At 64.4% G+C, this 24,638-nt stretch carries 23 protein-coding genes; 12 read left to right on the top strand and 11 right to left on the bottom strand.

Going from position 1 to position 24,638, the window contains the following annotated elements; genetic code table 11:
* Nucleotides 1-154: 154 nt before the first annotated feature.
* Nucleotides 155-1,615 carry a GH1 family beta-glucosidase gene (locus HZZ16_RS17120; protein WP_197949772.1) on the bottom strand — a complete coding sequence of 487 codons (1,461 nt, stop codon included), beginning with the start codon at nt 1,613-1,615 and terminating at the stop codon, nt 155-157.
* A gap of 159 nt (nt 1,616-1,774) precedes the next feature.
* Entirely contained in the window at nt 1,775-2,728 is a 954-nt protein-coding gene (locus HZZ16_RS17115; protein ID WP_197949770.1) for a LysR family transcriptional regulator, read from the bottom strand.
* A gap of 78 nt (nt 2,729-2,806) precedes the next feature.
* Here HZZ16_RS17115 and HZZ16_RS17110 point away from each other — a divergent pair, with 78 nt between their 5' ends.
* Entirely contained in the window at nt 2,807-3,382 is a 576-nt protein-coding gene (locus HZZ16_RS17110) for a YybH family protein (RefSeq protein ID WP_197949768.1), read from the top strand.
* A 175-nt stretch (nt 3,383-3,557) separates the two neighbouring features.
* Here HZZ16_RS17110 and HZZ16_RS17105 read toward each other — a convergent pair whose 3' ends face one another.
* The 4 genes from HZZ16_RS17105 to HZZ16_RS17090 form a co-directional block, all read right to left on the bottom strand.
* Nucleotides 3,558-4,535, bottom strand: coding sequence for a Bug family tripartite tricarboxylate transporter substrate binding protein (locus tag HZZ16_RS17105; protein ID WP_197949766.1), 978 nt, complete (start codon nt 4,533-4,535; stop codon nt 3,558-3,560).
* A gap of 85 nt (nt 4,536-4,620) precedes the next feature.
* Nucleotides 4,621-5,466 (bottom strand): fumarylacetoacetate hydrolase family protein, encoded by an 846-nt coding sequence (locus HZZ16_RS17100; RefSeq protein ID WP_197949764.1) that lies wholly within the window; start codon nt 5,464-5,466, stop codon nt 4,621-4,623.
* Complete coding sequence (locus HZZ16_RS17095) at nt 5,463-7,079, bottom strand: bifunctional 3-(3-hydroxy-phenyl)propionate/3-hydroxycinnamic acid hydroxylase (protein WP_197949762.1); 1,617 nt, start codon at nt 7,077-7,079, stop codon at nt 5,463-5,465. Before HZZ16_RS17095 ends, HZZ16_RS17100 begins: the two co-directional genes overlap by 4 nt.
* A complete protein-coding gene (locus tag HZZ16_RS17090) occupies nt 7,076-7,975 on the bottom strand; it encodes a VOC family protein (RefSeq protein ID WP_197949760.1) in 900 nt (299 codons plus the stop codon). The genes HZZ16_RS17095 and HZZ16_RS17090 overlap by 4 nt, the downstream gene beginning before the upstream one ends.
* A gap of 133 nt (nt 7,976-8,108) precedes the next feature.
* Here HZZ16_RS17090 and HZZ16_RS17085 point away from each other — a divergent pair, with 133 nt between their 5' ends.
* Nucleotides 8,109-8,801, top strand: coding sequence for a GntR family transcriptional regulator (locus HZZ16_RS17085; RefSeq protein WP_197949879.1), 693 nt, complete (start codon nt 8,109-8,111; stop codon nt 8,799-8,801).
* A gap of 29 nt (nt 8,802-8,830) precedes the next feature.
* Here HZZ16_RS17085 and HZZ16_RS17080 read toward each other — a convergent pair whose 3' ends face one another.
* Both HZZ16_RS17080 and HZZ16_RS17075 read right to left on the bottom strand, forming a co-directional pair.
* Nucleotides 8,831-9,238: a hypothetical protein gene (locus HZZ16_RS17080; RefSeq protein WP_197949758.1), complete on the bottom strand. Its 408-nt coding sequence runs from the start codon at nt 9,236-9,238 to the stop codon at nt 8,831-8,833.
* A 60-nt stretch (nt 9,239-9,298) separates the two neighbouring features.
* On the bottom strand, nt 9,299-9,466 hold the full coding sequence (locus tag HZZ16_RS17075) for a hypothetical protein (protein WP_197949756.1): 168 nt from the start codon (nt 9,464-9,466) through the stop codon (nt 9,299-9,301).
* A gap of 385 nt (nt 9,467-9,851) precedes the next feature.
* Between HZZ16_RS17075 and HZZ16_RS17070 the strand changes: the two genes are divergently transcribed.
* Genes HZZ16_RS17070 through HZZ16_RS17060 form a run of 3 tightly spaced genes read left to right on the top strand, consistent with a single transcriptional unit; the run spans nt 9,852 to nt 13,378 of the window.
* On the top strand, nt 9,852-10,805 hold the full coding sequence (locus HZZ16_RS17070; RefSeq protein WP_197949754.1) for a sugar-binding protein: 954 nt from the start codon (nt 9,852-9,854) through the stop codon (nt 10,803-10,805).
* A 33-nt stretch (nt 10,806-10,838) separates the two neighbouring features.
* On the top strand, nt 10,839-12,356 hold the full coding sequence (locus tag HZZ16_RS17065; protein ID WP_197949752.1) for a sugar ABC transporter ATP-binding protein: 1,518 nt from the start codon (nt 10,839-10,841) through the stop codon (nt 12,354-12,356).
* A complete protein-coding gene (locus HZZ16_RS17060; RefSeq protein WP_197949750.1) occupies nt 12,353-13,378 on the top strand; it encodes an ABC transporter permease in 1,026 nt (341 codons plus the stop codon). Before HZZ16_RS17065 ends, HZZ16_RS17060 begins: the two co-directional genes overlap by 4 nt.
* A 73-nt stretch (nt 13,379-13,451) precedes the next feature.
* Here the strand turns inward: HZZ16_RS17060 and HZZ16_RS17055 are convergent, their stop codons facing one another.
* Entirely contained in the window at nt 13,452-15,923 is a 2,472-nt protein-coding gene (locus HZZ16_RS17055) for a TonB-dependent receptor (protein ID WP_197949748.1), read from the bottom strand.
* Between the two features lie 165 nt (nt 15,924-16,088).
* Entirely contained in the window at nt 16,089-17,441 is a 1,353-nt protein-coding gene (locus HZZ16_RS17050) for a histidine kinase (protein WP_197949746.1), read from the bottom strand.
* A 204-nt stretch (nt 17,442-17,645) separates the two neighbouring features.
* Here HZZ16_RS17050 and HZZ16_RS17045 point away from each other — a divergent pair, with 204 nt between their 5' ends.
* Both HZZ16_RS17045 and fghA read left to right on the top strand, forming a co-directional pair.
* Nucleotides 17,646-18,266 (top strand): response regulator, encoded by a 621-nt coding sequence (locus HZZ16_RS17045; protein WP_036007891.1) that lies wholly within the window; start codon nt 17,646-17,648, stop codon nt 18,264-18,266.
* A 69-nt stretch (nt 18,267-18,335) separates the two neighbouring features.
* The gene (gene fghA, locus HZZ16_RS17040) at nt 18,336-19,181 is read left to right on the top strand and encodes an S-formylglutathione hydrolase (protein ID WP_197949744.1); all 846 of its coding nucleotides are present in this window, start codon (nt 18,336-18,338) and stop codon (nt 19,179-19,181) included.
* 207 nt (nt 19,182-19,388) lie between these two features.
* Here fghA and HZZ16_RS17035 read toward each other — a convergent pair whose 3' ends face one another.
* Nucleotides 19,389-19,961, bottom strand: coding sequence for a DUF3280 domain-containing protein (locus tag HZZ16_RS17035; RefSeq protein WP_197949742.1), 573 nt, complete (start codon nt 19,959-19,961; stop codon nt 19,389-19,391).
* Between the two features lie 59 nt (nt 19,962-20,020).
* Between HZZ16_RS17035 and pedA1 the strand changes: the two genes are divergently transcribed.
* The 5 genes from pedA1 (at nt 20,021) to HZZ16_RS17010 (ending at nt 24,623) form a co-directional block, all read left to right on the top strand.
* Complete coding sequence (gene pedA1 / locus HZZ16_RS17030; RefSeq protein ID WP_197949740.1) at nt 20,021-21,202, top strand: lanthanide ABC transporter ABC transporter substrate-binding protein PedA1; 1,182 nt, start codon at nt 20,021-20,023, stop codon at nt 21,200-21,202.
* Between the two features lie 202 nt (nt 21,203-21,404).
* Nucleotides 21,405-22,364, top strand: coding sequence for a YVTN family beta-propeller repeat protein (locus tag HZZ16_RS17025; protein ID WP_197949738.1), 960 nt, complete (start codon nt 21,405-21,407; stop codon nt 22,362-22,364).
* Nucleotides 22,361-23,167, top strand: coding sequence for a lanthanide ABC transporter ATP-binding protein PedB/LutE (gene pedB / locus HZZ16_RS17020; protein WP_197949736.1), 807 nt, complete (start codon nt 22,361-22,363; stop codon nt 23,165-23,167). The genes HZZ16_RS17025 and pedB overlap by 4 nt, the downstream gene beginning before the upstream one ends.
* Nucleotides 23,164-24,012, top strand: coding sequence for a lanthanide ABC transporter permease protein PedC (gene pedC / locus HZZ16_RS17015; protein WP_197949734.1), 849 nt, complete (start codon nt 23,164-23,166; stop codon nt 24,010-24,012). Before pedB ends, pedC begins: the two co-directional genes overlap by 4 nt.
* Nucleotides 24,009-24,623: a hypothetical protein gene (locus HZZ16_RS17010; protein ID WP_197949732.1), complete on the top strand. Its 615-nt coding sequence runs from the start codon at nt 24,009-24,011 to the stop codon at nt 24,621-24,623. Before pedC ends, HZZ16_RS17010 begins: the two co-directional genes overlap by 4 nt.
* The last annotated feature ends 15 nt before the right edge of the window (nt 24,624-24,638 follow it).

Raw genomic sequence — 24,638 nt, 5'->3', positions numbered from 1 at the left:
TCGCCTCTCCCCGCGTGCGGGGAGAGGCCGGATTTTACGCGCAGCGGAAAATCCGGGTGAGGGGGAGCTTCAGCAAGGACGGTGACAGATGGACTCGCGGAGAGGGCCCCTCACCCCTGCCCTCTCCCCGTAAGAACGGGGAGAGGGAGAATAGCTACGCCCCTGCCGCGTTCTTCGCGATCACGTTGCGGTAGAAGCTGGCGCTGAGTTTTGCCGTACGGACCTGGGTGTCGAAATTGACGTGATACAGCCCGAAACGCTTGTTGAGGCCATATACCCACTCGAAATTGTCCATCAGGCTCCAGAGGAAATAGCCGCGCACCGGCACGCCTTCGTCGGTGGCGCGCTGGAGCTGGGCGAGATAGTTGCGCAAATACATGATGCGGTCGGTGTCGTAGATCTTGCCGTCGGGCGACACCACATCGTCGCCGGAGGTGCCGTTCTCGCTGATATAGATCGCATCCGTCTTCCAGATTTTCGCCGCCAGCTTCGGCACCCAATAGATGGTCTCGGGCCCGACGCGCAGCCAGTCCGAATTCATGCGCGGGAACGACTTCGGAATCGGCAGCGGCCTGAAGCCCGCGCCCTGGTCGGACGCCACCACGTAGTTCTGCGGCGCGTAGATGTTGAGGCCGAGGAAATCGACCGGCGAAGAGATGATCTTGAGCTCCGCATCGGTGTATTTCGGCGCGTTGGATCCGGCGTATTTCAGGAAGGCGTCGGTATAGCGGCCCGTCATAATGACGTTGAGATAGCCGCCATTCATCTCACGCAGCGCGATCTCCGCGGCGCGCACGTTTTCCGGCGTGTCGAACGCAGGCGCGCACGCCTCGATGTTCTCCGCCGGCCCCACCCTGGTGCCGGGGCGGCCATGGGCCCGCACCGCCTGCACCGCGAGCCCGTGCGCCAGCGCGCTGTTGTGCCTGATCTGGTTGACATCGGCCTGCGGCAGCTTCAATCCCGGCGCGTCGATGCCGATGCCGTAACCGAAATAGACGAAGCGGCCGCTCTCATTGAGCGTGAACACGTTCCTGACGCGGTCAGTGAGGTGCTCAGCGACATAAGCCGCGTAGTCGCCGAAGATCTTGCAGGTCTCGGTCGAGCGCCAGCCGCCGAAGCGATCTTGGAGCGATTGCGGCAGATCCCAATGATAGAGGGTCAGCCACGGCTCGATGCCGCTCTTCAGGAGCTCGTCGACGAGACGATTGTAGAAGTCGAGCCCCTTCGGATTGGGCTTGCCGTCGCCGTCCGGAAACAGCCGCGGCCAGGCCACCGAGAAGCGATAGGCCTTGCAGCCAAGCTCCTTGATGAGGGCGATGTCCTCCTTGTAGCGGTGATAGTGCTCATTGGCGCGGTCGCCGGTGGTGCCGTCCTCGATCTTGCCGGGGATGCGGACGAACTTGTCCCAGATCGAGGCCCCTCGCCCGTCCTCCTCGACCGCGCCCTCGACCTGATAGGACGAGGTCGCCGTGCCCCAGAGAAAGCCTGCCGGAAAGCCACTTCCATTGCGCGGCGGCCGCGCCGGCTCGGCTTCGACGACAAGGGGACTCGCAATCCCGGCTGCGGACAATCCCGCCAGCTTGGCAAACCGGCGGCGCGAGACCCCCTCCGTCATTGATGCTGCTCCACTTCTTTTCGTTTCGGGCCGGCACAATGAACAGTTCCGGGCGATTTGAGAAGCGGGTGCAGGAGGTCCCAGATCCGCCACCGTAGGCGCGGCAGCACAATGCCGTTCCCTTGCCGAGATGAACGCCTGTTGAGTTCAGACCGGATTCTAGCGTCGGCCTGCTCCGATTGAACCGACCACAGTCTGCATCAGCCACGCGATGCCCGCGTCTTTCATAGCCGCTTTGGTCGCGATGGCCCGGATCGTATCCGGTTTGCGCGCGAAAGGCAGCTCGACCAACACGAGGCCGAAACGGCCGGCGTGTTGCTCCACCAGTCGGCGCGGCAATGCGGCGATCAGATCAGACCCGGAAAGCTGGGCAAGCGCCATCATGAAATTCGGGACAGTCAAAGCGATGCGGCGTTCGAGGCCGCGCTTTGCCAATATCTCATCGATGAAACCGCGCGGTTCCCCACTGAGAGAGACCAGCAGGTGCTGTGATCGCGCGAACGCAGCATGGGTTGGCGCTTTTGCGAAGGGATGTCCCTTGCGCATGGCCAGCACGAACTCCTCCTCGTAAAGCCTGCGCGCCTCGAAACGCGGTGATACCGCCGGCAGCGGCAGCATTGCGATATCGAGTTCGCGTCGTTCGAGCATGTCTAGGCTTTGCTGCCAAGGCTCTCCGATCGCGCCACCGCGCGGCGCAGGCATCAGATGGATCAGCCCGATATCAATGTGGGGCGCCGCAGTCGCGATCGATTGCAACAGCGGACCGATTGCTGAGACCAGTACGGCATCGGGAGCGCCAATCGTGAACCGACGGCCGCTTTGCTCCGGGTCGAACGGTGTGGCCGAGCCGATCAGCTCTTCGACGCGCGCGATGATCTCGGCCACCGGCTCTCCAAGCTCCAAGGCCCGTTCCGTTGGAACGACCCCCTTCGGGGTCCGCAAAAACAGCGGATCGTTTAGCAGAAGACGGAGCCGGCCAAGCGCATGGCTGACAGCCGAGGGCGTCAGGCTCAGCCGAGCGGCTGCTCGCGCGACATGGCGCTCTTCCAGGACCACGCGGAAGAGCACGAGGAGATTCAGATCAATCCTGGATAGATCAATTTGGTTCAGCATGTTGCTGAAATCATATCGCTGGATTCATTGGGATCAAGGCTTCATGGATGGGCTCGTCGTTCGATCAGGAGCTTAGAAATGACCAAGAAACCGTCCGGGCTGAATAGGTGGCCATGCGAGCAGGAGAAGATTTCGCGGCGCTTGATGATGGCCGCTGCCGCAGCGATTCCTCTGTCCGGTCAGCTTACGGCCGATGCGGCCTCGGGGAGCGACGCGATAGCGGGTCTTGTCGAACGCGCCCGCGAGAAGAATGCCGCCTTCATGCGTGGCGATATGGATCGCTGGTCCCAGCTTGTCCGCATCGCGCCCGATTTCACGCTGATGCAGCCCTTCGGCGGGCCTACGAGTCGCGGATTCGACGCTAGCCCCCAGCGTCTGGCTGCCCTATCGCGATACTTCAGGGAAGGCGAAACCGAACTCGAGGTCTTGCAAACTTATGCATCGGACGCGCTCGTCGCTCTCGTCATGGTCGAGCGCCAGCGCGCCGAAGTGGGCGGGTTGCCGGCTCAAGACTGGTCGCTGCGCGTGACCGAAGTCTATCGCAAGGACGCCACGGATTGGCAACTCGTGCACCGTCATGCGGATCCGCTGGTCCGAAGCATCACCTTGAAACAGGCGGCGATGCTCGCCCGGGGATGGCCGGAGGAAGAATAACGAAGCGCCGCAGATGAGCTGGATTCGGAGCTGACGCGAGATCTTGTCCGACATATCATGCTGCCCTCGCGATGGTTGTTGCGGCAGTACAATGACGGGTCAGGAGCAATTTGATTAAGCAGTGGGGGCAGGCGTTGACGATGCAAAAATGTAGAAGCGCCGGCTCCGGAAGCGCCTATTCAGGTTCGATGCCGAGCCCCTGGATGATCTTGCCGGACGAGGCGAGCTGGTCGTCGAGAAAGCGCTTGGCGCCTGCCGCCGTCACGGCATCGCCGACACGGACATCGAAGCCGAGGGTCGGTGCGCGCTCGCGCACATCGGACGATTCCAGGGCGCGCGCAATCTCGGCGCTCAGTTTCGCGACGATGTCGGCGGGAGTACCGGCCGGCGCCATGAACATGAACCAGCCCTGGAGATCGACGCTTTGCAGCATCTCAGCAACCGCGGGAACGTCCGGCAGGGAGTCGATCCGTTTGGAACCTGCTACCGCAACCGGTCGGAGCGTACCCGCCTTGATGAAGGCCTCGGCGATCGAGGCCGATTGGATCGTCACCTGGACGCGGCCTGAGATGGCGTCCTGCACCGCATTCGTGGTCGTGTTGTAGGGAATGAGGACGAAGCCGGTTCCGGCGCTCCTGTTAATGGCTTGAGCGATCAGGCCCGAGAGGTTGCGCGCACCGTCGACGGCGAGGCTCAACGAGCCCGGCGCCGATTTTTCGAGCTTGATCAATTCGGGCAGCGTCTTGGCCCTCACCTCGGGATTGACGAGAAGGACGTGGTTGCTCTTGGCCACCATCGCGACTGGCACGAAGTCCTTCACGGGATCGTAGGGAAGCTTCTTGAACGTGTAGGGATTGGTGACGAGCGCCGCCGATGTGGCGAACAGGAATGTGTAGCCGTCCGGAGCCGCACGGGCGACCGACTGCGTACCGACGAGGTTTGCGGCGCCCGGCCGATTCTCGACGACGAACTGCTGCCCGAAAGTCCGCGAGAGTTTTTCGGTGATCAGGCGACACATCACGTCGGGGCTGTTGCCCGCCGGCTGAGGCACGACGACGGTCACGGGCCGCTGCGGCCAGGACTGCGCGAAGGCTGGAAGAGAGCAGCAAAGCGCGGCGCCGGCGAGCAGCAGACGACGGGATAATCCGGACATAGGTGTTCCTCCCTCAAGATCCCGCTTTGCGGGCCATTATTGGTCGTTCGCGCGCGCAGCCGCCGCCGGGCAGCAGCTCGCTCGATCACGCTTCGTCTGTGACGACATTCCTGAGCACGCCGAGGCGATCGACCTCGATCTCGACGACATCGCCAGGCTTCATCCAGAGCGGCGGCTCGCGCCGCGCGCCGACGCCCCCCGGCGTTCCGCTGACGATGACGTCCCCGGGCTCGAGCCGCGTAAACGTGGAGCAGTATTCGATCTGGCGCGGGATATCGAAGATCATCTGCTTGATCAGCGCTTCCTGCATGACTTGCCCGTTGAGGCGGGTCTGGAGCTTGAGCTCGCCGAGCGGACCGAGTTCGTCCGGGGTCATCATCCAGGGCCCGAACGCGCCGGTATCCGGAAAATTCTTGCCCGGCGTGAATTGATGGGTGTGACGCTGGAAATCGCGAATGCTGCCGTCATTGTAGCAGGAGTAGCCCGCGACATGATCCATGGCATCTGCCCGGGAGATGTAACGTCCCGCCTTGCCGATGATGACCGCGAGTTCGCCTTCGAAATCGAGATCCGTCGAGACGCGCGGCCGCACGATCGGCTGCAAGTGTCCGGTCTGGCTGTTGGCATAGCGTGAGAAAATGGTGGGGTGATCGACCTCGGCGCGGCCTGTCTCCTTGCGGTGGGTCTCGTAGTTCAGGCCCACGCACAGGATCTTGTCCGGGTTCGGGATAACCGGCAGCCAGGTGATCTTCGAGATCGGCACGCCAGCGACGGAGGTCTTTGCATCCTCAACACCGGCGAAGGCGGCGCCGATGGCGGCCTTGAGATCGGCATAGCGCGCCTTGAGCGCAGCTCCGACATCGAAAAAGCTTTCGCCTTCGACGATGCCCCAGGTGGTACGGCCGTCAATCGACACGGTGGCAAGCTTCACGGTGTTCTCTCCATTTCAGATCGGGAATCTTGTGTTGGTCGGACGTCGCGACGACGCAACTCGATCTCGCGCAGGAGATCGCCGAGCCCGGAGGCATTGCGCACGGTTCCGAAGACGTAATGGTCTGGTCGCACGATCGCAGCGACGATACCGTGGCGGTCGAACCAGTTCGCGAGCACGCCCTCGGTCTCTTCGAGGGCATTTGGCAGACCCGCGCCGGCAGGCACGACAGCCGCCGCCGATACGTCCGGGCGCGCGGCACAGAGCGAGAGCATGAAAGCGGCATTATCGCTGCGGCCGTCGATCAACACGCGCCAGCCGGTCCCGGTCACTTCGTCCAGCAAGCGAGCGGCACCGCCCCTCGCGATGCGCGGCTGCGGAAACAGCGTGCCACGTGCGGGCATCTCGTGCTGTGACAGGCACCCTGCGCGGAGCGGCGGAATGATTTCCTGCCGCGTCAGCAGCAGCGGCTTGCCGCCGCCGTCGGCGAGGATTTGCGCATCGCGCCGCCGGGCGGCTGCCGGATCGCGCTCGCATATCGACTGGCCGATGGCCTTGATCTTGCCGGTCAGCTCGATGACGTGCTGCTTGCGCTCGACCCCGTAGCTGTCGAGCAGGCCGTCGGAGGAGACGCCCTTGAGCACGTGATCCAGCTTCCAGACGACGTTCGTGGCGTCGCGCAGGCCTTGGCACATGCCCTGGCCGATGAAGGGAGGCTGCTGGTGCGCGGCATCGCCGGCGATCAGGATCCTGCGGTTGCGCCACTCTGCGGCAACGAGGGCGTGAAAGCGATAGGACGCTGCTCGCCACAATTCGCCGTCGTGTGGCGTGAGCCAGGGCGCGAGCAGCTTCCAGACATTTTCGGGCCGCTCCATCTGCCGCGCGTCTTCACCCGGCAGCAGCATGATCTCCCAGCGGCGATGGTTCTTGGGGCCGATCAGGAAGCTCGCGGGGCGCGCCGGATTGCAGAATTGCGCGGAGCATTGCGGCAGGCGTGCAAGCGCGTCTTCGTTCACGCGGACGTCGACCACCAGCCAGGGTTCATCGAAGATGAGGTCCTCGAGCGCGAGACCTGCGATCTGACGCACGGTGCTCGATGCGCCATCGCAGCCGAGCACGTAGCGCGCCGTCACGGAGCGGTGTCGTCCATCGCCGTCCTTCAGATGCGCCTCGACGCGATCGGAGGTTTGCGAAAGACCGAGCAGCTCGACACCGAGCTCGGCACGTACATTGGAAAAACCGGTCGCGTGGCGGCGCAGCTCGGTCTCGACGGCGGGCTGGCTGAACACCATGCTCGGCGTGTAGCCGAGCGGATAGGGCTTTGCGACCATGTCGATGCGCCGGATCAGCTGGCCATCGACGCCGAAGTGCTCCGATGCGGTAAAAGGCTCGATGTAGGGCGAGATTGCATCTGCAAGGCCCATATTGTCGAAGTGACGGAAAATCTCGTGATCGAGCGCGATCGCGCGCGGCTTGTCGTAGACGTCGGTGAGCCTGTCGATGACGAGGATGCGATGATCGAGGCGGCCGAGCAGGCCCGCGGCAACGGCGCCGGTCGGCCCGAAGCCGACGACGAGCACGTCGTAGTCGAGGGCGCCGGCCGTCTCCGTCATGCGCGAGCCATTGCGAAGGGAACGGCGAGCTGCGCCGTCTTACAGGCTTCCGATTTCGGCGGGGCGATGCCCCATTGATCGGTCCGTCCCGGAGGCCAGACCCAATCGCTCGGACCTTTCGCGACGTAGCTGTCGTCGATCTGCAAGACTTCGGCTGTGTATTCGATCACGGCACCTGCCGGGTCGACGAAATAGGCGAACACGTTGTCGCCCGGACCGTGGCGGCCGACGCCCCAGCCGATCGGATAACCATGATCGATCATGCGGCCGGAGCCGCGCATCACAGACTCGAGATCAGGCATGAGGAAAGCCACGTGATTGAGGCCGTTGCGAGGGGCCTCCGCCAGCACGATCGCGTGGTGATCGCTGTTGCAGCACAGGAAGGCCATCAGCCTGGACCGATCCGATAGCCGGAATCCCAAGGTCTCCTGGTAGAATGCGGAGAGTTTTTCGATGTCGGCGCTGTTGATGTTGACATGCGCCAACCGCTCGGGGCGGTCGGCGATCACGCGCGCCTGCTTGGTACGATCGCCGTGCACAAACTCGATGACGCATCCCTGCGCTTCGCGAACCACAAAACTCGTCCCGCCCGACGGCGCAGACGACGGCGCGGGCGAGCTGATCACCTCGCAGCCGGCTTGCCGCACACGCGTGAACAGGCGGTGCAGATCATCGTGCGAGCGGGCGCGAAAGCTGATCTTGCGGAGCGATGTCGCCTCGCCCGGCGTGAGCTCGAGGACGTGGAAGTCGCTGCCCGTTGCGGCAAGGTACACGGTGCCGCCCGCTTCCGCCGCGACGTCGAGGCCCCAGACCTTGCTGTAGAATTCGACCGAGCCGGCAAGCTGCGGCGTCGTGACTTCGACGCTGCGCAGGGCCGTCACCGGAAAGGCGGACATTGGGCTTCCTTGTCAGGGGACACGAACGCCACCCCCTTAATATGTAAAAAGTCGCACGTAAAGCAAAAATTTATAAATAGTTGGCGGGCGACATGCTAATGTACATAAGCACTGGAGAATCTGATGGATGCCGATGAGCACTGACGGCCAAAGGGATGACCAGCCGGCGACGCTGGCGACCACGATCTATGCGCGCCTCAAGGCCGACATCCTGACGACGCGGCTCGAGCCCGGACGAAAGCTCCAGTCGCGCTTCCTGATGGAGCAATACAATGTCGGGCAGACCCCGCTGCGCGAGGCACTCAACCGCCTGACCACCGAAGAGTTCGTCGTCGGCATGGAGCAGCGCGGCTTCTATGTGAAGGACGTCAGCAAGGAGGAGCTCCAGGAGCTGACCAAGACGCGGTGCTGGGTCGAGGGTCTGGCGCTTCGCGAGTCCATGCAGAATGCGACCCAGACCTGGGAAGAGGCTCTGCTGGTTGCGCACCACCGGCTCGATCGCACGCCGCGCTCGCTCAAGCCCGACACGTTCGAGGACAATCCGGATTGGGAGAAGGTGCACCGCGCCTTCCACGCAACGCTGATCGGACTTTGCGGCTCACGGCCGCTGCTCGGCTTCTGCGAGCAGCTTGCCGACCGGCTCTATCGCTATCGGATGATGTCCATCGCGAAGGCCTATCCGGCGCGCAAGGTCGGTGCCGAGCACAGCGATATCTTGCAGGCGGTTCTCGGCAGGGACAGTGAGCGGGCCGTGCATCTGCTTCAGCAGCACTATCAGCGTACGGCCGACGTCATCTATTCCGATCTTGACGGCTTGCTGGCGTAGCTTCGTCTCAGGAACATGGCGCGCTGCGTTCAGCGCGCGCGCTTCGGCAATTTTGGCAGCTTGTCGGGATTGAATGTCGGCATCTGCCCTGCTGGTTCAGGTGCGGGCGGCTTTTGTTCGGTGAGAATGAGCGTTCCGCGGAGGATCATGCCCGGCGCCTGAGGGGCCGTCGCGGTGTAGGTCGCGATCTTGCCAGGGCAGCTTCCTTCGATCGTCAACGTCAGCTCATCATCGTTGCCGAACACGGTGGCGCGACCGTCGGTGTGACGCTTCGTCAATACGATTGCAGTGAAGCGATCGCCATCGATCTGGCAGGTGCCGTGATAGGTCATCAGGCTGTCGCGGCCCCAGATCTGGCCGTCTGCGACATGGACGATCCCGGTACCCTGGTCGATCGGCGTCTTGTACCACGCCGCGTAGGTGCCGTCCTTCAGCATGGGAGCAGCCTCCTTGGTGTTCCCACGCCGACAATTGGCATCATTAGCGCCAACAAACGGTTAATGACGGGGCCCGTGCCAATCCGGTCTTTGCTTGCGCAGCTCGGCCTCGAGCTCCTCGATGATGCTGTGAAGCAGGCACGCGGCAAGCGGATCGGTCACCTCGCGCTCCAGATGCCGGTAACGCGCAATCTTAAATTCCTGCTCTCTCAACTGGCGCTCTGTCATCAGACTTGCCCTCCGGTGAACCGACGCGGAGACGGGCGGAGAGTTTCGTTACAATTTTCGGATCATTTGCGATGGTTTCCAGTCGGTTAAAGGCGTGGCCGGGTTGCGGATTGCCCGAAAAGGCTGCCGTGGGACCCGCGACGTCAGCCTGAGCGCGGCGGTTGACGTCCAGACCGCTGCTTCCAATTGCGTGCGCGGCGGGCTTCTGCTAGCTTGAGGTACGCGCCTCATTTCACCTCGCCGGCCGGGTCGGTGACCCGCCTCTGCCGCAATGATGCGGGTAGCGGCTGACTGCCGCGCCGCTGGGGGTGAGGCATGCGCCCAATCTTGGGCTCAAGCAGAGTTGGCCATCGAAAACGGCCGACCGCCTTAGGGGAGGAATGATATGCAGCGTCTCTTGGTTGCAGGTGTGTCTGTTGCCTTCGCGATTGCAGCGGGTGTCGGCCCGGCCGATGCGGCGGACAAGAAGGTTCTGGCCTTCGTCGTCAATGGCGCGTCCGACTTCTGGAAGATCGCCGAGGCCGGGATGAAGAAGGCGCAGGGCGAGCTGCCCAACTACGACCTCCAGTTCAAATATCCGGAACAGGCCGCGGCGGCCGTGCAGCAGCGCGTGATGGACGACCTCGTCGCCGCCGGTGCCGCCGGCATCATGGTCAGCGCGGTCGATCCGAAGAACCAGACCGAGCACCTCAACAAGGTTGCGTCCCAGACGGTGCTGTTCACCACCGACAGCGACGCGCCGCAATCCAAGCGCGTGGCCTATATCGGCTCCTCCAACACCGACCTCGGCAAGGAGGCAGGGAAGCTGATGGTCAAGGCGCTCCCGAACGGCGGCAAATGCGTCGGCTTCGTCGGCCTGCCCGGCGCCGACAACGCGCGCGAGCGCATCGAAGGCGTGAAGGAGACCATCAAGGGCTCGAAGGTCGAGCTCGTCGACGTTCGCGGCGACGAAATCGACCAGACCCGCGCCAAACGCAACGTCGAGGACATCCTCGCCGCCATGCCCGATGTGAGCTGCCTCGTCGGCTTTTACTCCTACAACACGCCGCGGATCTACGAGGTGCTCAAGGAGGCCGGCAAGCTCGACAAGATCAAGATCATCGGCTTCGACGAGGATCCGATCACGCTCGGCGGCGTCAAGGAAGGCAGCATCGTCGGCACGGTGGTGCAGCAGCCGTTCGAATGGGGCTATCAGGGCATGAAGCTGATGGCGAACTACATCGGCGGCAACAAGTCTGGCATTCCGGCCAACGGCATCATCATCGTGCCCGGCAAGGTCATCGAAAAGGCGAATGTCGACGAGTTCATGGCCTCGATGAAGCAGATGCTGAAGAAGTAGGAGATATCCGCGCTGCCCGCCGCGCAGCCTGCCATGTCAGAACCGTTTCTCGAACTGATTGACATCAGCAAGAGCTATCCAGGCGTGGTCGCCCTCGACCACGTCGGTCTCCAGGTGTCGCCCGGCGAGGTCGTTGCGCTGATCGGCGAGAACGGCGCCGGCAAGTCGACGCTGATGCGCGTGCTCGGCGGGGTGGTGGAGCCCAGCGGCGGCGTCATCCGTGTCGACGGCACTGCGCGATCTTCGCTCACCGTGGCGGATGCGATCAAGGCGGGTATCGCCTTCGTCCATCAGGAACTGAACCTGTTCGACAATCTCGATGTCGCCGGCAATGTCTTCATCGGCCGCGAGCCCGTGCAGGGCGGGCCCTTGCGGCTGATCGACCGCAAACGGATGTATGCCGATGTCGCTCCGCTGCTGGAGCGGCTGGGCTGCGATTTTGCGGCCGACGCGCCGCTCGCCGAACTGTCGCTGGCGCAGCGCCAACTCGTCGAGATCATGAAGGCGCTTTCGCTCGACGCGCGTCTCGTCATCATGGACGAGCCGACCTCGAGCCTGACGCTCGCCGAGACGGACCGCCTGATGCGGACCGTGGCCGGCCTGAAAGCCCACGGAGTCAGCATCATCTTCATCACGCATCGGCTCAACGAGGTGATGCAGTGCGCCGACCGTGCGGTCGTCCTGCGCGACGGTCGCGTGGTCGGCGCACTGACGCGTGCGGAGCTCTCTCCGGCGGCGATGATCCGCTTGATGATCGGCCGCGACCTGAAATCGCTCTACGTTCCCCCGGCCGCGCCGCCGGGCGACAGCGTGCTGGAGATCGTCGATGCCGTCACCGACACCTATCCCGGCCGCGCCGTAAGCCTGTCGGTCCGCCGCGGCGAGATTCTCGGACTAGCGGGTCTCGTCGGGTCAGGCCGCACGGAGCTCTCCCGCGCCGTCTTCGGCATCGACCGATTGCGTGGCGGCACGATACGACTCGATGGCGAGCCGATTCGTATCGCAAGCCCACGGGCCGCCATCGAGCAAGGCATCTATCTCGTTCCGGAGGACCGCAAGGGCGCCGGCCTGCTGCTCGACGTCTCGATCACCGAAAACATCTCGCTGCCGGATCTGGCGTCCTATATGCGCTTCTGGCTGGTGGATACCGAGCGCGAGAACGAGAATGCGGTGCGTCAGCGGGAGCGCCTCAAGATCCGCGCGCCCGACGTCAGGACCGCCGTCGGCTCTCTGTCGGGAGGCAACCAGCAGAAGGTCGTGCTCGCCAAATGGCTATCGATGCGGCCGAAGGTGCTGATCGTCGACGAGCCGACGCGCGGGGTCGATGTCGGGGCCAAGCAGGAGATCTACGGCATGCTGCGCCGCCTGACCGATGCTGGGGTCGCGATCCTGATGATCTCGAGCGACATGGAAGAGGTGATTGGGGTCAGCGATCGGCTCGCCGTGATGCATGAAGGCGCCATCTCGGGCTTCCTTGATCGCAGTCAGTTCAGTGAGCACAATGTGCTGCAGCTTGCCGTCGGCCACACAATCGAGGCGGAGGGACCTTGAGCAAGAAAGACTTGAGCCTTCTCGTTCTGATTCTGGTGGTCGGGACCGTCGTCGCCCTGATCAATCCGAGATTCCTGTTCGTCGGTAATCTCTCAAACACCGCCAACCAGATCGGGCTGTTCGGCATCTTCTCGATCGCGGAAGCCTTCATCATCATCATCGGCGGGATCGAGCTGTCGGTCGGTTCGGTGATCGCACTGCTGGGCGTCCTGTTCATCGACCTGATCGTCAATCACGACGTCAACTGGGTCGTAGCCCTCGCGATGATCGTCGCGGCCGGGCTCGCGATCGGCCTCGTTCATGGCACGCTGGTGACCAGGATGCGGATCCAGGCTTTCGTGGTCACGCTGTGCGGCCTGCTGATCTATCGCGGCGCGGCGCGCTATTACACCGAGGACGCGACGGCGGGCTTCGGCTTCGGCGCGAGCTTTCCGATGCTGGAATGGCTGGCCGCCGGCCGCACCAACATTCTCGGCTTCCCGCTGCCGCACAGCGTGGTGGCGCTCGCCGTGGTGGCCGTGATCGCCTGGGTGGTGCTTCACCGCTCGGTGTTCGGCCGCTATCTCTTTGCCGTCGGCAAGAACGAGGAAGCGGCACGCTATTCCGGCATACGCACCAATCGCGTGATCATCTCGGCCTATGTCATCTGTGGCGGGCTGACTGCGTTCTCGGCAATCCTGATCGCGATGTACACCCGTTCAATTTCGCCGGCGGTGCATGGCTCGTTCTACGAGCTCTACGCCATCGCCGCCGCCGTGCTCGGCGGCTGCTCCTTGCGCGGCGGCGAAGGCTCGATCATCGGCGTCGTGCTCGGCACCGTGCTGCTCCAGGTGCTGCAGAATCTCGTCAACCTGCTGGGCATTCCGAGCTCGCTCAATTTCGCGGTGATGGGAACGGTGATCCTGGTCGGCGTGCTCGGCGATCAATATCTGGTGCAGCGACGCCAACGCGTGGGGGTGGCCAAAGGCCGGGAGCAGGCGAGCGTCGCGGCGGCTCCGCTCGAGCGCGTGAAGGTGGAGTGAAAGAAGGGGTTGCGCGGGCGTGTGGCCAACATAGACGGCCGGCCGAAAGAGGACGCCGGCACTTCCAAAAGATCTAGAACGTCACCCGCAACCCCGCGTAGAAGGCGCGTGGCCGTGCCGGGCTGAGCGAGCGCGGGTCGGTGAAGGCGTTGCCGCCGTTGCTGAAGTTGGGCAAGGCCCCGGTATCGAAGAACTGTCCGTAGGTCGCGTAGCGCTTGTCGAAGATGTTGTCGACGCGCCCGTAGAGCTGGATGTTCTTCGTCACCTGGTAGGAGGTGTGGAGATTGAACACCGTGTAGGACGGCAGCTTCGCGAATTGGTTCGACTCGTCGCCGACGAGATATTGGCTGGAGACGAACAGCGCATTGCCGCCGACCTTCCAGACATCGGTCACGGCATAGTCGACGCCGACCTTGACGCGGTGGCGCGGGACTGCCGGGATCTGGTTGCCGGGCCTGACCTGGATGGTGTCGGTGGCGGGATCTTTGAACGGGCTCTCCGAGCCGAGTTCGAGCGGATCGAGGAAGCGCGCGTCGACGAAAGCATAGCTCGCCTGGAACTGCAGCGTGGGCGACTTGATGCTGACTTCGGCTTCGAGTCCTTGCCGCCTTGTGCGGCCGACATTGGAGAAATAGCCGAAGCCGGTCCGCCCGACGGCAGGCACCGCTAGGATGTCGTCATGATTGGTGGCGCGGAAGCCGCCGACCTTCCATCCGAGCGTGCCGATGTTCAGCTCCTTGGTGCCGCGAAAACCGGCTTCCACGGTCTTGGAGACCACCTGCTTCAACGGCGGATCCGAAACCAGAAATGCCGCGAGCAGGCAGGGCCTGGCAGGATCAGCGCAGCCGAGCTCGAGCGGCGTCGGCACGCGGTTGGCCTCGGAATAGCCGGCATAGGCGGTCAGCTCGGGCGTGATCTTGTAGGTGCCGCCGATGATCGGGTTGAAGCGGGTATAAGTGTGATCGCCGTTGAGCGCGGTCCCGAGCTGGTCCTCCAGCGAGATCCGCGCGAGGTTGAAGCGGCCGCCGCCCGTGATGGCGAAAGCATCCGTGACGTTGAACGTGTCAATCGCATAGAGGCCGTTGTACTGATTGACGGTCCGCAGCGAGACCGGGCCGGCGACGGGATCTGCGGCGGGAGTCGGTCCCAGGAAAACGCCGCTGCCGCTGACGACGTAGTTCTCTCCGATCGAGCCGATCTCGGCGGTGGCGTTGTAGCGGGTGACACTGGCGTCGTAGGTTGCACCCATCACGAAGCGGTTGTCGTGGCCGAACAGTTGGTCGGTGTTGGTCGCCTGCCCCGAGACGCCGAGAGTGGTCGAACGGATCGAGCCCCGGTCGATCTCGCCGAGGATGGTGCCCGGCGCGAAGGGATTGGCGAGTTGCACGCCGCCCGCGCCGTTCGCGGCGGTGGTGTCATCGCCGAAGCACAGCAGCGCCGGATCCGCGCCGCACTCCTGCACGTCGGTCGGGTTGCCGTCGACCACCTTCTGCTCGTACCTGCGCACATGAGCGGTGCCTTCGAGCGTCCAGGTCGGCGTCGCGTCGACCTTGCCTGTCAGGTTGAGATAGCCCACGCGATTGGAAGTGGTCTGCGGCGTGGTGTAGGTCGCACCCCAATATCGGTCGAGCAGCTCGGCCGGGACGGTGGCGCTGGCCCCGAAATCGTTCTTGGCGACGCCCATATTGGCGTGGAATTCGCTGTCGCCGGCCTTGTAGCCGACATCGCCGTAAAAGCGCCGCACCGTCGATTGGGAAAAATTGCGGAAGCCGTTGTCGCGCAGTCCTTCGAGCGCGGCGTAGACGGCGTAGTTCTGATCGACTTGCTTGCCCCATTGCGCCGAGCCCTGGATGCGACCGAACGATCCGCCCATGAGGTCGAGCTCGGCGCCCTGATAGGTGAAGCCGTCCTTCATTTGCAGGTTGATCGCGCCCCCGAGCGCGTTGAGGCCGAAGGCCGGGTTGTTGGTCACCAGCGTCACCGACCTGATCGCGGCCGTGGGGATCAGGTCCCAATTCACGGCGTCCGAGAATGCCTCGTTGATGCGGACGCCGTTCCGGTACACCGCAAGGCCTTGCGGCGTCCCGGTCACGGGCGAAGCGACGAAGCCGCGGAATTCGACATCCGGCTGGAACGGATTGCCGGTGACTTCGCTGATGTTGACGCCGGCGATGTTGTCGCGCAGCGCGTCCGTGACGTTCAGCGAACCCGTGCGCCTGATCTGGTTGGCATCGACGGCATTGATCGCCGACGGGACCTTGTCGACGTCGAGACCTCGGCCGATGCCCGGCGAGGTCGGATAGACGTAGATCCGTGTCCTCGGCGCGGCCGATCCCGGCGCCCCCACGCGCGCAACCGGTCGCGTCGGCGCCGCGCGCCGCGTTGCCCGCGGTGGCGCGGAGACCTCGACCGGCGGCAGGTTCTGGACGTTGGTCTCCTCGTCCGGCGCGGCCTTGGCAGGACTCGCAAAGGCCAAGCCCGATGCCAGCCCGGTCGACACCGAGGCCATCAACAAACCACGCTTGAACGAAACAACCTTGCCCATCCCCGCCTTCCCATCCATGGACCACCGGCTGTTTTGATTTTGCGCCGATTGGTCGAGGCGAGTTTATTCGGCCGCAAGGGGGACGCCAGCCACAAAAGGTCGGACCCTATCCGCACCGATTTTCCCGACCAAATCGGGAATTTTTCCCGATCGCTTCGGATGCGATCAGGTTGCCACTGTCGGCACCAGCGCTTCCAAGGTCACACCGCCCTCACCCGAGACCACATTGAGCGTGCCGCCGAGCGCCAGGATCCGCTCGCGCATGCCGACGAGACCGAAGCCGAGCTTCTGCCCCGGCCCCATGCCGCGGCCGTTGTCGCTGACCCGCACCCGGGCGCAGAAGCGGCCGCCGGCCTGCTCGACCGGCTCGATGACGACGCTGACCGAGGTCGCACCGGCGTGGCGGAACACGTTGGTGAGCGCCTCCTGGACGATGCGGTAGATGGTGAGATCGGCGGTCTCGCCGGTGGGGCCAAGCGCCGGCGAGATCGAGGTCTCGATCGCAACGTCGGGACGCGACTCTCGCCACAGCCGCGTCAGGGATTCGAGCGCCTGGCGCAAGCCGAGCTCGGCGAGGCCCACGGGCCGAAGGCGCTCCAGCACGCGGCGGTTGAACTGCTGGAGTGCATTGATCTGCTCCAGCATGGCGCTGCCATGTTTTCGCACGGCATCCACGCTCGGCTCGCGTCCGTCCGCCTGCTTGGCCAGCGCGCTCGCATGCGCGCGGAGCGAGAACAGGTAGGGTCCGAACTCGTCATGCAATTCGCGCGCGATCTCCTTGCGCTCGATGTCCTGCAGCGACACCGCACGCTCGGCGAGGCGCCGCTTGTCCTCGACCGCTTCACCAAGCGTCGCCGCAAGATGGTTGAGCCTGGTGCAGATCGCACCGAGCTCCGGCGCGCCGCCTGGCGCGACGCGGGCCTCGTAATGTCCGCTTTCGAGCTTCCCCATTGCCTCCGCCAGCGACTGCAGCGGTGCCAGCGCGCGGCCGACCACCTTCATCATCAGGAAAAACAGCGCGAGCGCGATCACCGAGCCGACCTCGAGCTGGGTCACGATGCCGTCCCATATCTCGGCGATCTCGTCGTCAGGATGCGAGGTGATCACGAGCGAGCCGGGTTTGCCGCGGAGCGAGACCGGCACGCTGACCGCGGTCTGCTCGGGATGAACCAGGCTGACGAACCAGACCGGCGGGCCGCGTGTGTCGGCATCAGTGCCAAGCCGCGGCGGCGTCAGCGGGTTCCCAGCGGAATCGAGCAGCGCGATGCTGACATGGCGCAGGCGACTGAGATCGCGGGCGATCTGGTTCAGCCTGGCATCCGGATCGGGCGCCTCGTTGAGATCGGCAACGATCATTTCGATGAATTCGCGCGCGAGGCGGATCACGCTCTGGTCCTCGGCTTGCACGCGCGGGCCGGCCTCGGCGACTTGGCGGCCGATATTGACCGCGAGCCCCAGTGCCAGCAGCAGCGCCAGCAAGAGATTGATGCGCCCGCGCAAGGAAAGATTCTGCCACATTGGTCTCGCTCGTGCCTCGCGAAGGGCTGGCCACGCCTGTCCGATGACGTTGACAGAGGCGAACCGCCCGATATCTAATCGGAAGCGTACAGCAATCCCGGCCGGGTTGCATGAGCCGACACGAGATGCGCGTCTTGCCTGGTCAGTCTCATGCGGCGCAGAACAGGCAGGCTCCAAGGGAACGGGCTGTCGCGGGGAACGCCTATGCGCATTCTGATCGTCGACGATCATCCCATCGTCGCCTCCGGCTGCCGTGCCGTGCTGGCCGACGAAGGCGAGATCGAAATCTTGGAGGCCGCCGACGCCGAAGATGGCGAGTGCGTCTTCATCGTCGAACGTCCCGATCTCTGCATCATTGACATCAATTTGCCGACCGTTTCCGGCTTCGAGCTTGCGCGCCGCATCCTCGAGCGCGCGCCCGAGGCCCGCATCATCATGTTCAGCATGAATGACGACCCCGCTTTCGCCGCGCGCGCGATCGAATGCGGCGCCAAGGGCTACGTCTCCAAGACCGGCGACCCCGACGACCTCGTCGAGGCGATCCGCGCCGTCGGAAGCGGCGGCACCTATCTTCCGACCGCGATCGCGCGCAGCATCGCTTTCGCCGGACCGACGCTGGCGCAAAACCCGCTGTCGAAGCTGAACGCGCGCGAGATGGAGATCCTGCGGCTGCTCAGCGCCGGCAAGAGCCTGTCCGAGATCGCGTGGCTGGTGCAATCGTCCTACAAGACGGTGGCCAATACCTCGTCCATCATGCGCCAGAAGCTCGGGGTGAAGACCTCGGTCGAGCTGGTGCGGCTGGCGATCGACAGCGGCGTCGCCTGACCACGCCACGAATTCGGTCACACAAGCGTTGCAATCTTGATGTGGTGAGATGCCACGGAGTCCTTGGGCATGACGATTCAGACTGTCTCGACCAACAAATCCCATGGCGGCGTGCAGGGCGTCTATCGCCATGCCAGCCAGGCGACCGGGACCGACATGGTGTTCTCGGTCTATATCCCGCCGCACGCCGACGGCGCCAAGCTGCCCGTGGTCTGGTACCTCTCCGGCCTCACCTGCACGCATGCCAACGTCACCGAGAAGGGCGAATTCCGCAAGGCCTGCGCCGAGCTCGGCCTGATCTTCATCGCGCCCGACACCTCCCCGCGCGGCCCCGACGTGCCGGGCGATGCCAACAACGCCTATGATTTTGGCTTAGGTGCCGGCTTCTATGTCGACGCCACGCAAGAGCCGTTCGCGCGCAATTATCGCATGTGGAGCTACGTCACCGACGAGCTGCCGAAGCTCGTTGCGGAGAACTTTCCGGTCGATGCCAAGCGGCAATCGGTCATGGGGCACTCGATGGGCGGTCACGGCGCGCTGACGGTGGCGCTGCGCAACCCGCACCGCTTTCGCGCAGCCAGCGCGTTTGCCCCGATCGTGGCGCCCTCGCTCGTGCCCTGGGGCATCAAGGCGCTGACCGGATATCTCGGGCCGAACAAGGATTCCTGGCGCAACCACGACACGGTGGCGCTGATCGAGGACGGCGCCAAGTTCTCCGGCTTCCTGGTCGACGTCGGTGAGGCCGACAATTTCCTGAACGAGCAGCTCAAGCCGGAGCTGCTCGAGGCCGCCTGCGCCAAGGCCGGCATCCCGCTGACGCTGCGGCGCCAGGCGGGCTACGACCACAGCTATTATTTCATCTCGACCTTCATGAGCGATCACCTGCACTGGCATGCGGAGAAGCTGAAGGGGTGATCTTTGAGCGCCAAGCGCGCGCTGCCCTCGTCCTTCTCCCCCTGTGGGAGAAGGTGGCGCGAAGCGCCGGATGAGGGGTCGTTTCCGCGTGCACAAACGCGAGTTGGGCTCGCGGAAACAACCCCTCACCCGGTTTCGCTATCGCGAAACCACCCTCTCCCACAAGGGGAGAGGGTGCACCGCCGTCGCGGCGAGTTATTCCCGCCCCTACTCCGGCTTGCCGTAATTCGGCGCCAGCAGGCGGTTGCGGATCAGATAGCTCATCGTGCGCGACCACGATTCATCCGTGTTGCCGCGCATGTCGGCGCTGGCGACCGTGATCATGTTGCCGGTCTTCACGTCGCGCAGATAGATGTTGAGATTGATGATCAGGTTCGAGACCTTTTGCACCAGGCCGGTGATCTCCAAATCGGCGCCGAGCTGCCCGGCGAGCTTGAGGTCGCAGCCGCCGCAGGCGTGCAGGTTCGCGTGACGGGCGGCCTCCCGTACAGGCGCGATGTCGAGCACCTGGAACTTGCCAGATTCTGCCAATTCCTTGCGCAGCTGCTCGCTGATGCGCACGAGCCGCGCCTCTTCCGGCTTGGAGCCGTAGAACTCGCCGGGCAGGCTGGTGTCGATCAGCTCGAAATCGAACACAGCGAGTTTCGGCGGTTCGGCGAGCGCGGCCGAGCCCGTCAACAGCAAAGCTGTGATCGCCAACGATGCTCGCATGATCGTGACGCCCGGCCGTCTACGCGCGGGGACGAAATGCGGGGTTGCATGGCCTGACAAATTGGTCATGCTTGAGCAGAGACAATTCTTCACCGGCGGTCAAGCCGGGGAGATCGTCTGGAGGAAACATGATCCGATGGTTGGCCGGCCTGATCGGCTTTGGTGTTGCCGCGACGAGCGCGCTTGCGGCCGATCCCGTCACGATCGGCGTCGGCTATCTCGCAATCGCCGGCACCCGATCGACGCTGTCGCTGGTCGAGCAGCCCGCCGAGAACGATGGCGTCGCCGGCGCGCGCCTTGCCATCGAGGACAACAACACCACCGGTAAATTCACCGGCCAGCGCTTCACGCTGGAGGAGCGCCGCATCAGGGAAGACGAGGACGTGGCGCAGGCCGCGACCGCGCTCGCCGAGAAGAACGGCTTCATCATCGCCGACCTGCCCGCCGATGCGCTCCTGAAGGTCGCGGACGCCCTGCGCGATCGCGGCACGCTAGTGTTCAACGCCGGCGCGACCGACGAGCGGCTGCGCGAGACCGATTGCCGTGCCAACGTCATCCATACCGCGCCGACGCGCGCGATGCTGGCGGATGCGCTCGGCCAGTATCTGGTGTGGAAGAAGTGGTCGCGCTGGCTGCTGGTGGTCGGCTCGCATGACGAGGACAGGCTGTTCGCCGATGCTATCAGGCGTACCGCGGCGCGGTTCGGCGCCAAGATCGTGCAGGAGCGGACCTTCGAGGACAAGGGCGGCGCGCGGCGCACTGACAGCGGGGTGACACAGATCCAGCGCCAGATCCCCGTCTTCACGCAGCAGGCACCGGCCTATGACGTGCTGGTCGCCGCCGACGAGAGCGAGGTGTTCGGCGCCTATCTGCCCTATCGCACCTGGGATCCGCGGCCGGTCGCCGGCTCGGCCGGCCTCGTGCCGCGCAGCTGGGACGCATCGCAGGATCAGTGGGGCGCCATCCAGATGCAGAACCGCTTCGTCAAGCTGAATTCGCGGCGGATGACCGCACTAGACATGCAGGCTTGGACGGCGGTGCGCATGATCGGCGAAGCCACCTCGCGCACCAATTCCGGCGAGGTCAAGAAGGTCACAGATTTCATCAAGGGGCCGGATTTCTCGGTCGCCGCCTTCAAGGGCACGCGGCTGACCCTGCGCGACTGGAATCTGCAGCTGCGCCAGCCGATCCTCTTGGTCGACGGCCGCCTGGTGGTGTCGGTGTCGCCGCAGGAAGGCTTCCTGCACCAGGTCTCCGAGCTCGACACGCTCGGCTACGATCGCCCGGAGAGCAAATGCAAGTTGAAGTGAGCATTGTGAGATGAGATCGCGCCGCCACCGCGACGACGCTGCGCCCCCTCCCCCGCTTGCGGGGGAGGGTTGGGGAGAGGGTGTCTCCACTCGCGATAGCCCCCCAGAGGAGAGAGCCCTCTCCCGCATCGCATCTATCGATGCGATGCGACCTCCCCCGCGAGCGGGGGAGGTAAGGGCCGCCCGCAGGCGGACATCGCACATGTTCAGAGCAGCATTGCTCGCGGCTCTAGCGCTGGCGGCAGCGCCCGCGCATGCGTTTATCGCCTATGTCTCGAACGAGAAGAGCAACACGGTCTCGGTGATCGATACCGACAGCTGGACCGTGACCAAGACCATCAAGGTCGGACAGCGTCCGCGCGGCATCGACTTCACCCGCGACGGCAAGTTCGTGATGGTCGCGGTCGGTGACGACGACACCATCCAGGTGATCGACGCCAAGACGCAAAGCGTGGTGGACAGCCTGCCCTCCGGACCCGACCCGGAGCTGTTCGCGCAAGATGCCGCCGGCAAGACCCTCTATGTCGCCAACGAGAACGACAACACCGTGACGGTGATCGACCTCGAGAAGCGCGCCCGGCTCGGCGACATCCAGGTCGGCGTCGAGCCCGAGGGCATGACCATCAGCCCTGACGGCAAGACGCTGATCAACACGTCCGAGACGACCAACATGGCGCATTTCATCGACACCGCCACGCGCCAGATCGTCGCCAACGTGCTGGTGGACGCGCGGCCGCGCTTTGCCGAGTACAAGCACGATTCGTCCGAGGTATGGGTGTCCTCGGAGATCGGCGGCACCGTCTCGATCATCGACCCCAACAAGCACGAGGTAATCGGCAAGGTCACGTTCGAGATCCCGGGCCTGCGGAAGGAAGCGATCCAGCCGGTCGGCATCGGCATGACCAAGGACGACAAGACCGCCTTCGTCGCGCTCGGTCCCGCCAATCGCATCGCCGTGGTCGATGTCGCCTCGCGCAAGGTGACGAAATTTCTCCTGGTCGGGCAGCGGGTCTGGCACATGGCGTTCACGCCGGACGAGAAATATTTGCTCACCACCAACGGTGTGTCGAACGACGTCTCCGTCATCGACGTCGCCGCGCAGAAGGTGATCAAGACCATTCAGGTGGGTGAGCTGCCCTGGGGCATTGCGATCGCGCCATGACCAGCCCCGCCCCGATCGCCGAACCGCATGGGACGCCGAGAGCCGAAGCGGCCGCGGTGCCGGCGTTGTCGATCGACGACGTCAGCCATTCCTATGGTCCGCGGCGCGCATTGATGGACGTATCCTTCAACGTGCAGCCCGCGAGCTTCACGGCGCTGCTGGGACTCAACGGCGCCGGCAAGAGCACGCTGTTCTCGCTGATCACGCGGCTGTTCGGCATTCAGTCAGGCCGCGTCGGCATTTTCGGCCACGACGTCAGCAAGAGCCCCGGCGAGGCGCTGCGGCTGCTCGGGGTCGTGTTCCAGCCGCGCACGCTCGATCTCGACCTGTCGCTGACGCAGAACCTGCTCTACCACGCCGCGCTGCATGGCATCGGCCGGCGCGAGGCCTCGGCGCGCAGCGCCGAGCTGCTCGGCCGCATCGGGCTTGCGGATCGCGCTGCAAGTAAGGTGCGCGACCTCTCCGGCGGACAGATGCGGCGGCTGGAGATCGCCCGCGCGCTGCTACACCGGCCGCGCCTCCTGCTGCTCGACGAGCCGACCGTCGGGCTCGACGTCAAGGCGCGTGCCGACATCATCAGCCACGTCCGCCAGCTCGTGACCGAGCAAGGCATCGGCGTGCTCTGGGCCACGCACCTGTTCGACGAGATCATGCCCGGTGACGACCTCGTGGTTCTGCACCAGGGCAAGGTGCTGGCGCAGGGGCCGATGAGCCGCGTCATCACCGAAGCCGGCGCGCAGGACGTCAACACCGCCTTCATGCGCCTCACCGGCGCGCAAACCATGCCGGGAGGCGGCGCATGAGCAGCATCACAACGCGCGAGGCGCCGCGCGGCTTCTCGTTCGCCGAGTACATGACCTGCCTCAGCGGCATCGTCTGGCGCGAGGGCCTGCGCTTCCTGCATCAGCGCGAACGCTTCGTCTCGGCGCTGGTGCGGCCTCTGGTGTGGCTTTTCATCTTTGCCGCCGGCTTCCGCCAGGTGCTCGGCATCTCCATCATCCCGCCCTACGAGACCTACATCCTCTACGAGGTCTATATCGCGCCCGGGCTGATGGCGATGATCCAGCTCTTCAACGGCATGCAGTCCTCGCTGTCGATGGTCTATGACCGCGAGATGGGCAACATGCGCACGCTCTTGGTGAGCCCGCTGCCGCGTGGATTCCTGTTGTTCTGCAAGCTGCTCGCGGGCACGGCGGTATCGCTGCTCCAGGTCTATGCGTTCCTGTTGATCGCCTGGCTCTGGGACATCACACCGCCGCCCCAGGGCTATCTCACCGTGCTGCCGGCGCTGATCCTGTCGGGGCTGATGCTGGGTTCGCTCGGCATGCTGATCTCGTCGGGCATCAAGCAGCTGGAGAACTTCGCCGGTGTCATGAACTTCGTGATCTTCCCGATGTTCTTCGCCTCCTCCGCGCTCTACCCGCTCTGGCGGGTGCAGGAGGGCAGCCCCTATCTCTATTATCTGTGCGAGGCCAATCCGTTCACCCACGCGGTCGAGCTGATCCGCTTCGCGCTGTATGGCCAGGTCAACTGGATCTCGCTGGCCGTGGTCGCTACTTGCACAATCGTCTTCATGATCGGCGCGATCCTGGCCTATGATCCCTCGCGCGGGCTGGCGCGACGCGGGCCTGCGGGAGGCGAAGGATGACGGTTCGGGGTCTGGCCATTGCTGTACTGGTGCTCGCGGTTGCGAGCGCGGCGGCGCACGCCGCCGATCCGCGCTATCCAGACTGGCCGTGCACCCAGGCCAAGGTGCCGGAGATCTCGTTGGCGGCTGTGTGGGGCGGTCCGCCGCTCGATGACGTCCAGAACAAATGGAAGGACGACGCCAGGATCAGCGCGCTCGTTGCGAAATTGGCGGCGCGCAAGACGCCGCTGGATGAGGCGGAAAAGCTGGTGAAGGAGTTTCTCGCGGGTTCCGCAGCCGACAAGACTTCGAACGCCAAGCTGCTGTTCGCGGGCCTGTTCGACACGCTCAACGCCCAGCGCTCCCAGGTCATGAACGGACTCGAACGCGTCAGCCGCAAGCAACGCGATGCCGCCGACAAGATCCGCGAGGAGACGATCGAGCTCCAGGCCCTGCAAGGGGCCACCCCTCGTGACGAGGCCAAGGTCGAGGCGCTCAGCAACGAGCTGATCTGGAAGACCCGGATCTTCGAGGACCGCCACAAGGTGGTGCGCTTCGTCTGCGAGGTTCCGACCTCGATCGACCAGCGCCTGTTCGCGCTCGGACGCGTGATCCAGCAGGAAATGGAATAGCGTCAGTTACACTGA

Source organism: Bradyrhizobium glycinis (assembly GCF_016031655.1).
In the GTDB taxonomy this organism is placed as follows: domain Bacteria; phylum Pseudomonadota; class Alphaproteobacteria; order Rhizobiales; family Xanthobacteraceae; genus Bradyrhizobium; species Bradyrhizobium glycinis.
This window is presented reverse-complemented; position numbering and strand designations above follow the sequence as displayed.

Excerpts from the sequence above, each read along its gene's own strand:
- pedA1 (WP_197949740.1), top strand. The coding sequence starts at position 20,021 with ATGATCCGATGGTTGGCCGGCCTGATCGGCTTTGGTGTTGCCGCGACG.
- HZZ16_RS17050 (WP_197949746.1), bottom strand. The coding sequence starts at position 17,441 with ATGTGGCAGAATCTTTCCTTGCGCGGGCGCATCAATCTCTTGCTGGCG.
- HZZ16_RS17070 (WP_197949754.1), top strand. The coding sequence starts at position 9,852 with ATGCAGCGTCTCTTGGTTGCAGGTGTGTCTGTTGCCTTCGCGATTGCA.
- HZZ16_RS17090 (WP_197949760.1), bottom strand. The coding sequence starts at position 7,975 with ATGTCCGCCTTTCCGGTGACGGCCCTGCGCAGCGTCGAAGTCACGACG.
- HZZ16_RS17080 (WP_197949758.1), bottom strand. The coding sequence starts at position 9,238 with ATGCTGAAGGACGGCACCTACGCGGCGTGGTACAAGACGCCGATCGAC.
- HZZ16_RS17010 (WP_197949732.1), top strand. The coding sequence starts at position 24,009 with ATGACGGTTCGGGGTCTGGCCATTGCTGTACTGGTGCTCGCGGTTGCG.
- fghA (WP_197949744.1), top strand. The coding sequence starts at position 18,336 with ATGACGATTCAGACTGTCTCGACCAACAAATCCCATGGCGGCGTGCAG.
- HZZ16_RS17120 (WP_197949772.1), bottom strand. The coding sequence starts at position 1,615 with ATGACGGAGGGGGTCTCGCGCCGCCGGTTTGCCAAGCTGGCGGGATTG.
- HZZ16_RS17085 (WP_197949879.1), top strand. The coding sequence starts at position 8,109 with ATGAGCACTGACGGCCAAAGGGATGACCAGCCGGCGACGCTGGCGACC.
- HZZ16_RS17035 (WP_197949742.1), bottom strand. The coding sequence starts at position 19,961 with ATGACCAATTTGTCAGGCCATGCAACCCCGCATTTCGTCCCCGCGCGT.
- HZZ16_RS17075 (WP_197949756.1), bottom strand. The coding sequence starts at position 9,466 with ATGACAGAGCGCCAGTTGAGAGAGCAGGAATTTAAGATTGCGCGTTAC.
- HZZ16_RS17105 (WP_197949766.1), bottom strand. The coding sequence starts at position 4,535 with ATGTCCGGATTATCCCGTCGTCTGCTGCTCGCCGGCGCCGCGCTTTGC.
- pedC (WP_197949734.1), top strand. The coding sequence starts at position 23,164 with ATGAGCAGCATCACAACGCGCGAGGCGCCGCGCGGCTTCTCGTTCGCC.
- HZZ16_RS17045 (WP_036007891.1), top strand. The coding sequence starts at position 17,646 with ATGCGCATTCTGATCGTCGACGATCATCCCATCGTCGCCTCCGGCTGC.
- HZZ16_RS17115 (WP_197949770.1), bottom strand. The coding sequence starts at position 2,728 with ATGCTGAACCAAATTGATCTATCCAGGATTGATCTGAATCTCCTCGTG.
- HZZ16_RS17065 (WP_197949752.1), top strand. The coding sequence starts at position 10,839 with ATGTCAGAACCGTTTCTCGAACTGATTGACATCAGCAAGAGCTATCCA.
- HZZ16_RS17095 (WP_197949762.1), bottom strand. The coding sequence starts at position 7,079 with ATGACGGAGACGGCCGGCGCCCTCGACTACGACGTGCTCGTCGTCGGC.
- HZZ16_RS17055 (WP_197949748.1), bottom strand. The coding sequence starts at position 15,923 with ATGGGCAAGGTTGTTTCGTTCAAGCGTGGTTTGTTGATGGCCTCGGTG.
- HZZ16_RS17110 (WP_197949768.1), top strand. The coding sequence starts at position 2,807 with ATGACCAAGAAACCGTCCGGGCTGAATAGGTGGCCATGCGAGCAGGAG.
- pedB (WP_197949736.1), top strand. The coding sequence starts at position 22,361 with ATGACCAGCCCCGCCCCGATCGCCGAACCGCATGGGACGCCGAGAGCC.
- HZZ16_RS17025 (WP_197949738.1), top strand. The coding sequence starts at position 21,405 with ATGTTCAGAGCAGCATTGCTCGCGGCTCTAGCGCTGGCGGCAGCGCCC.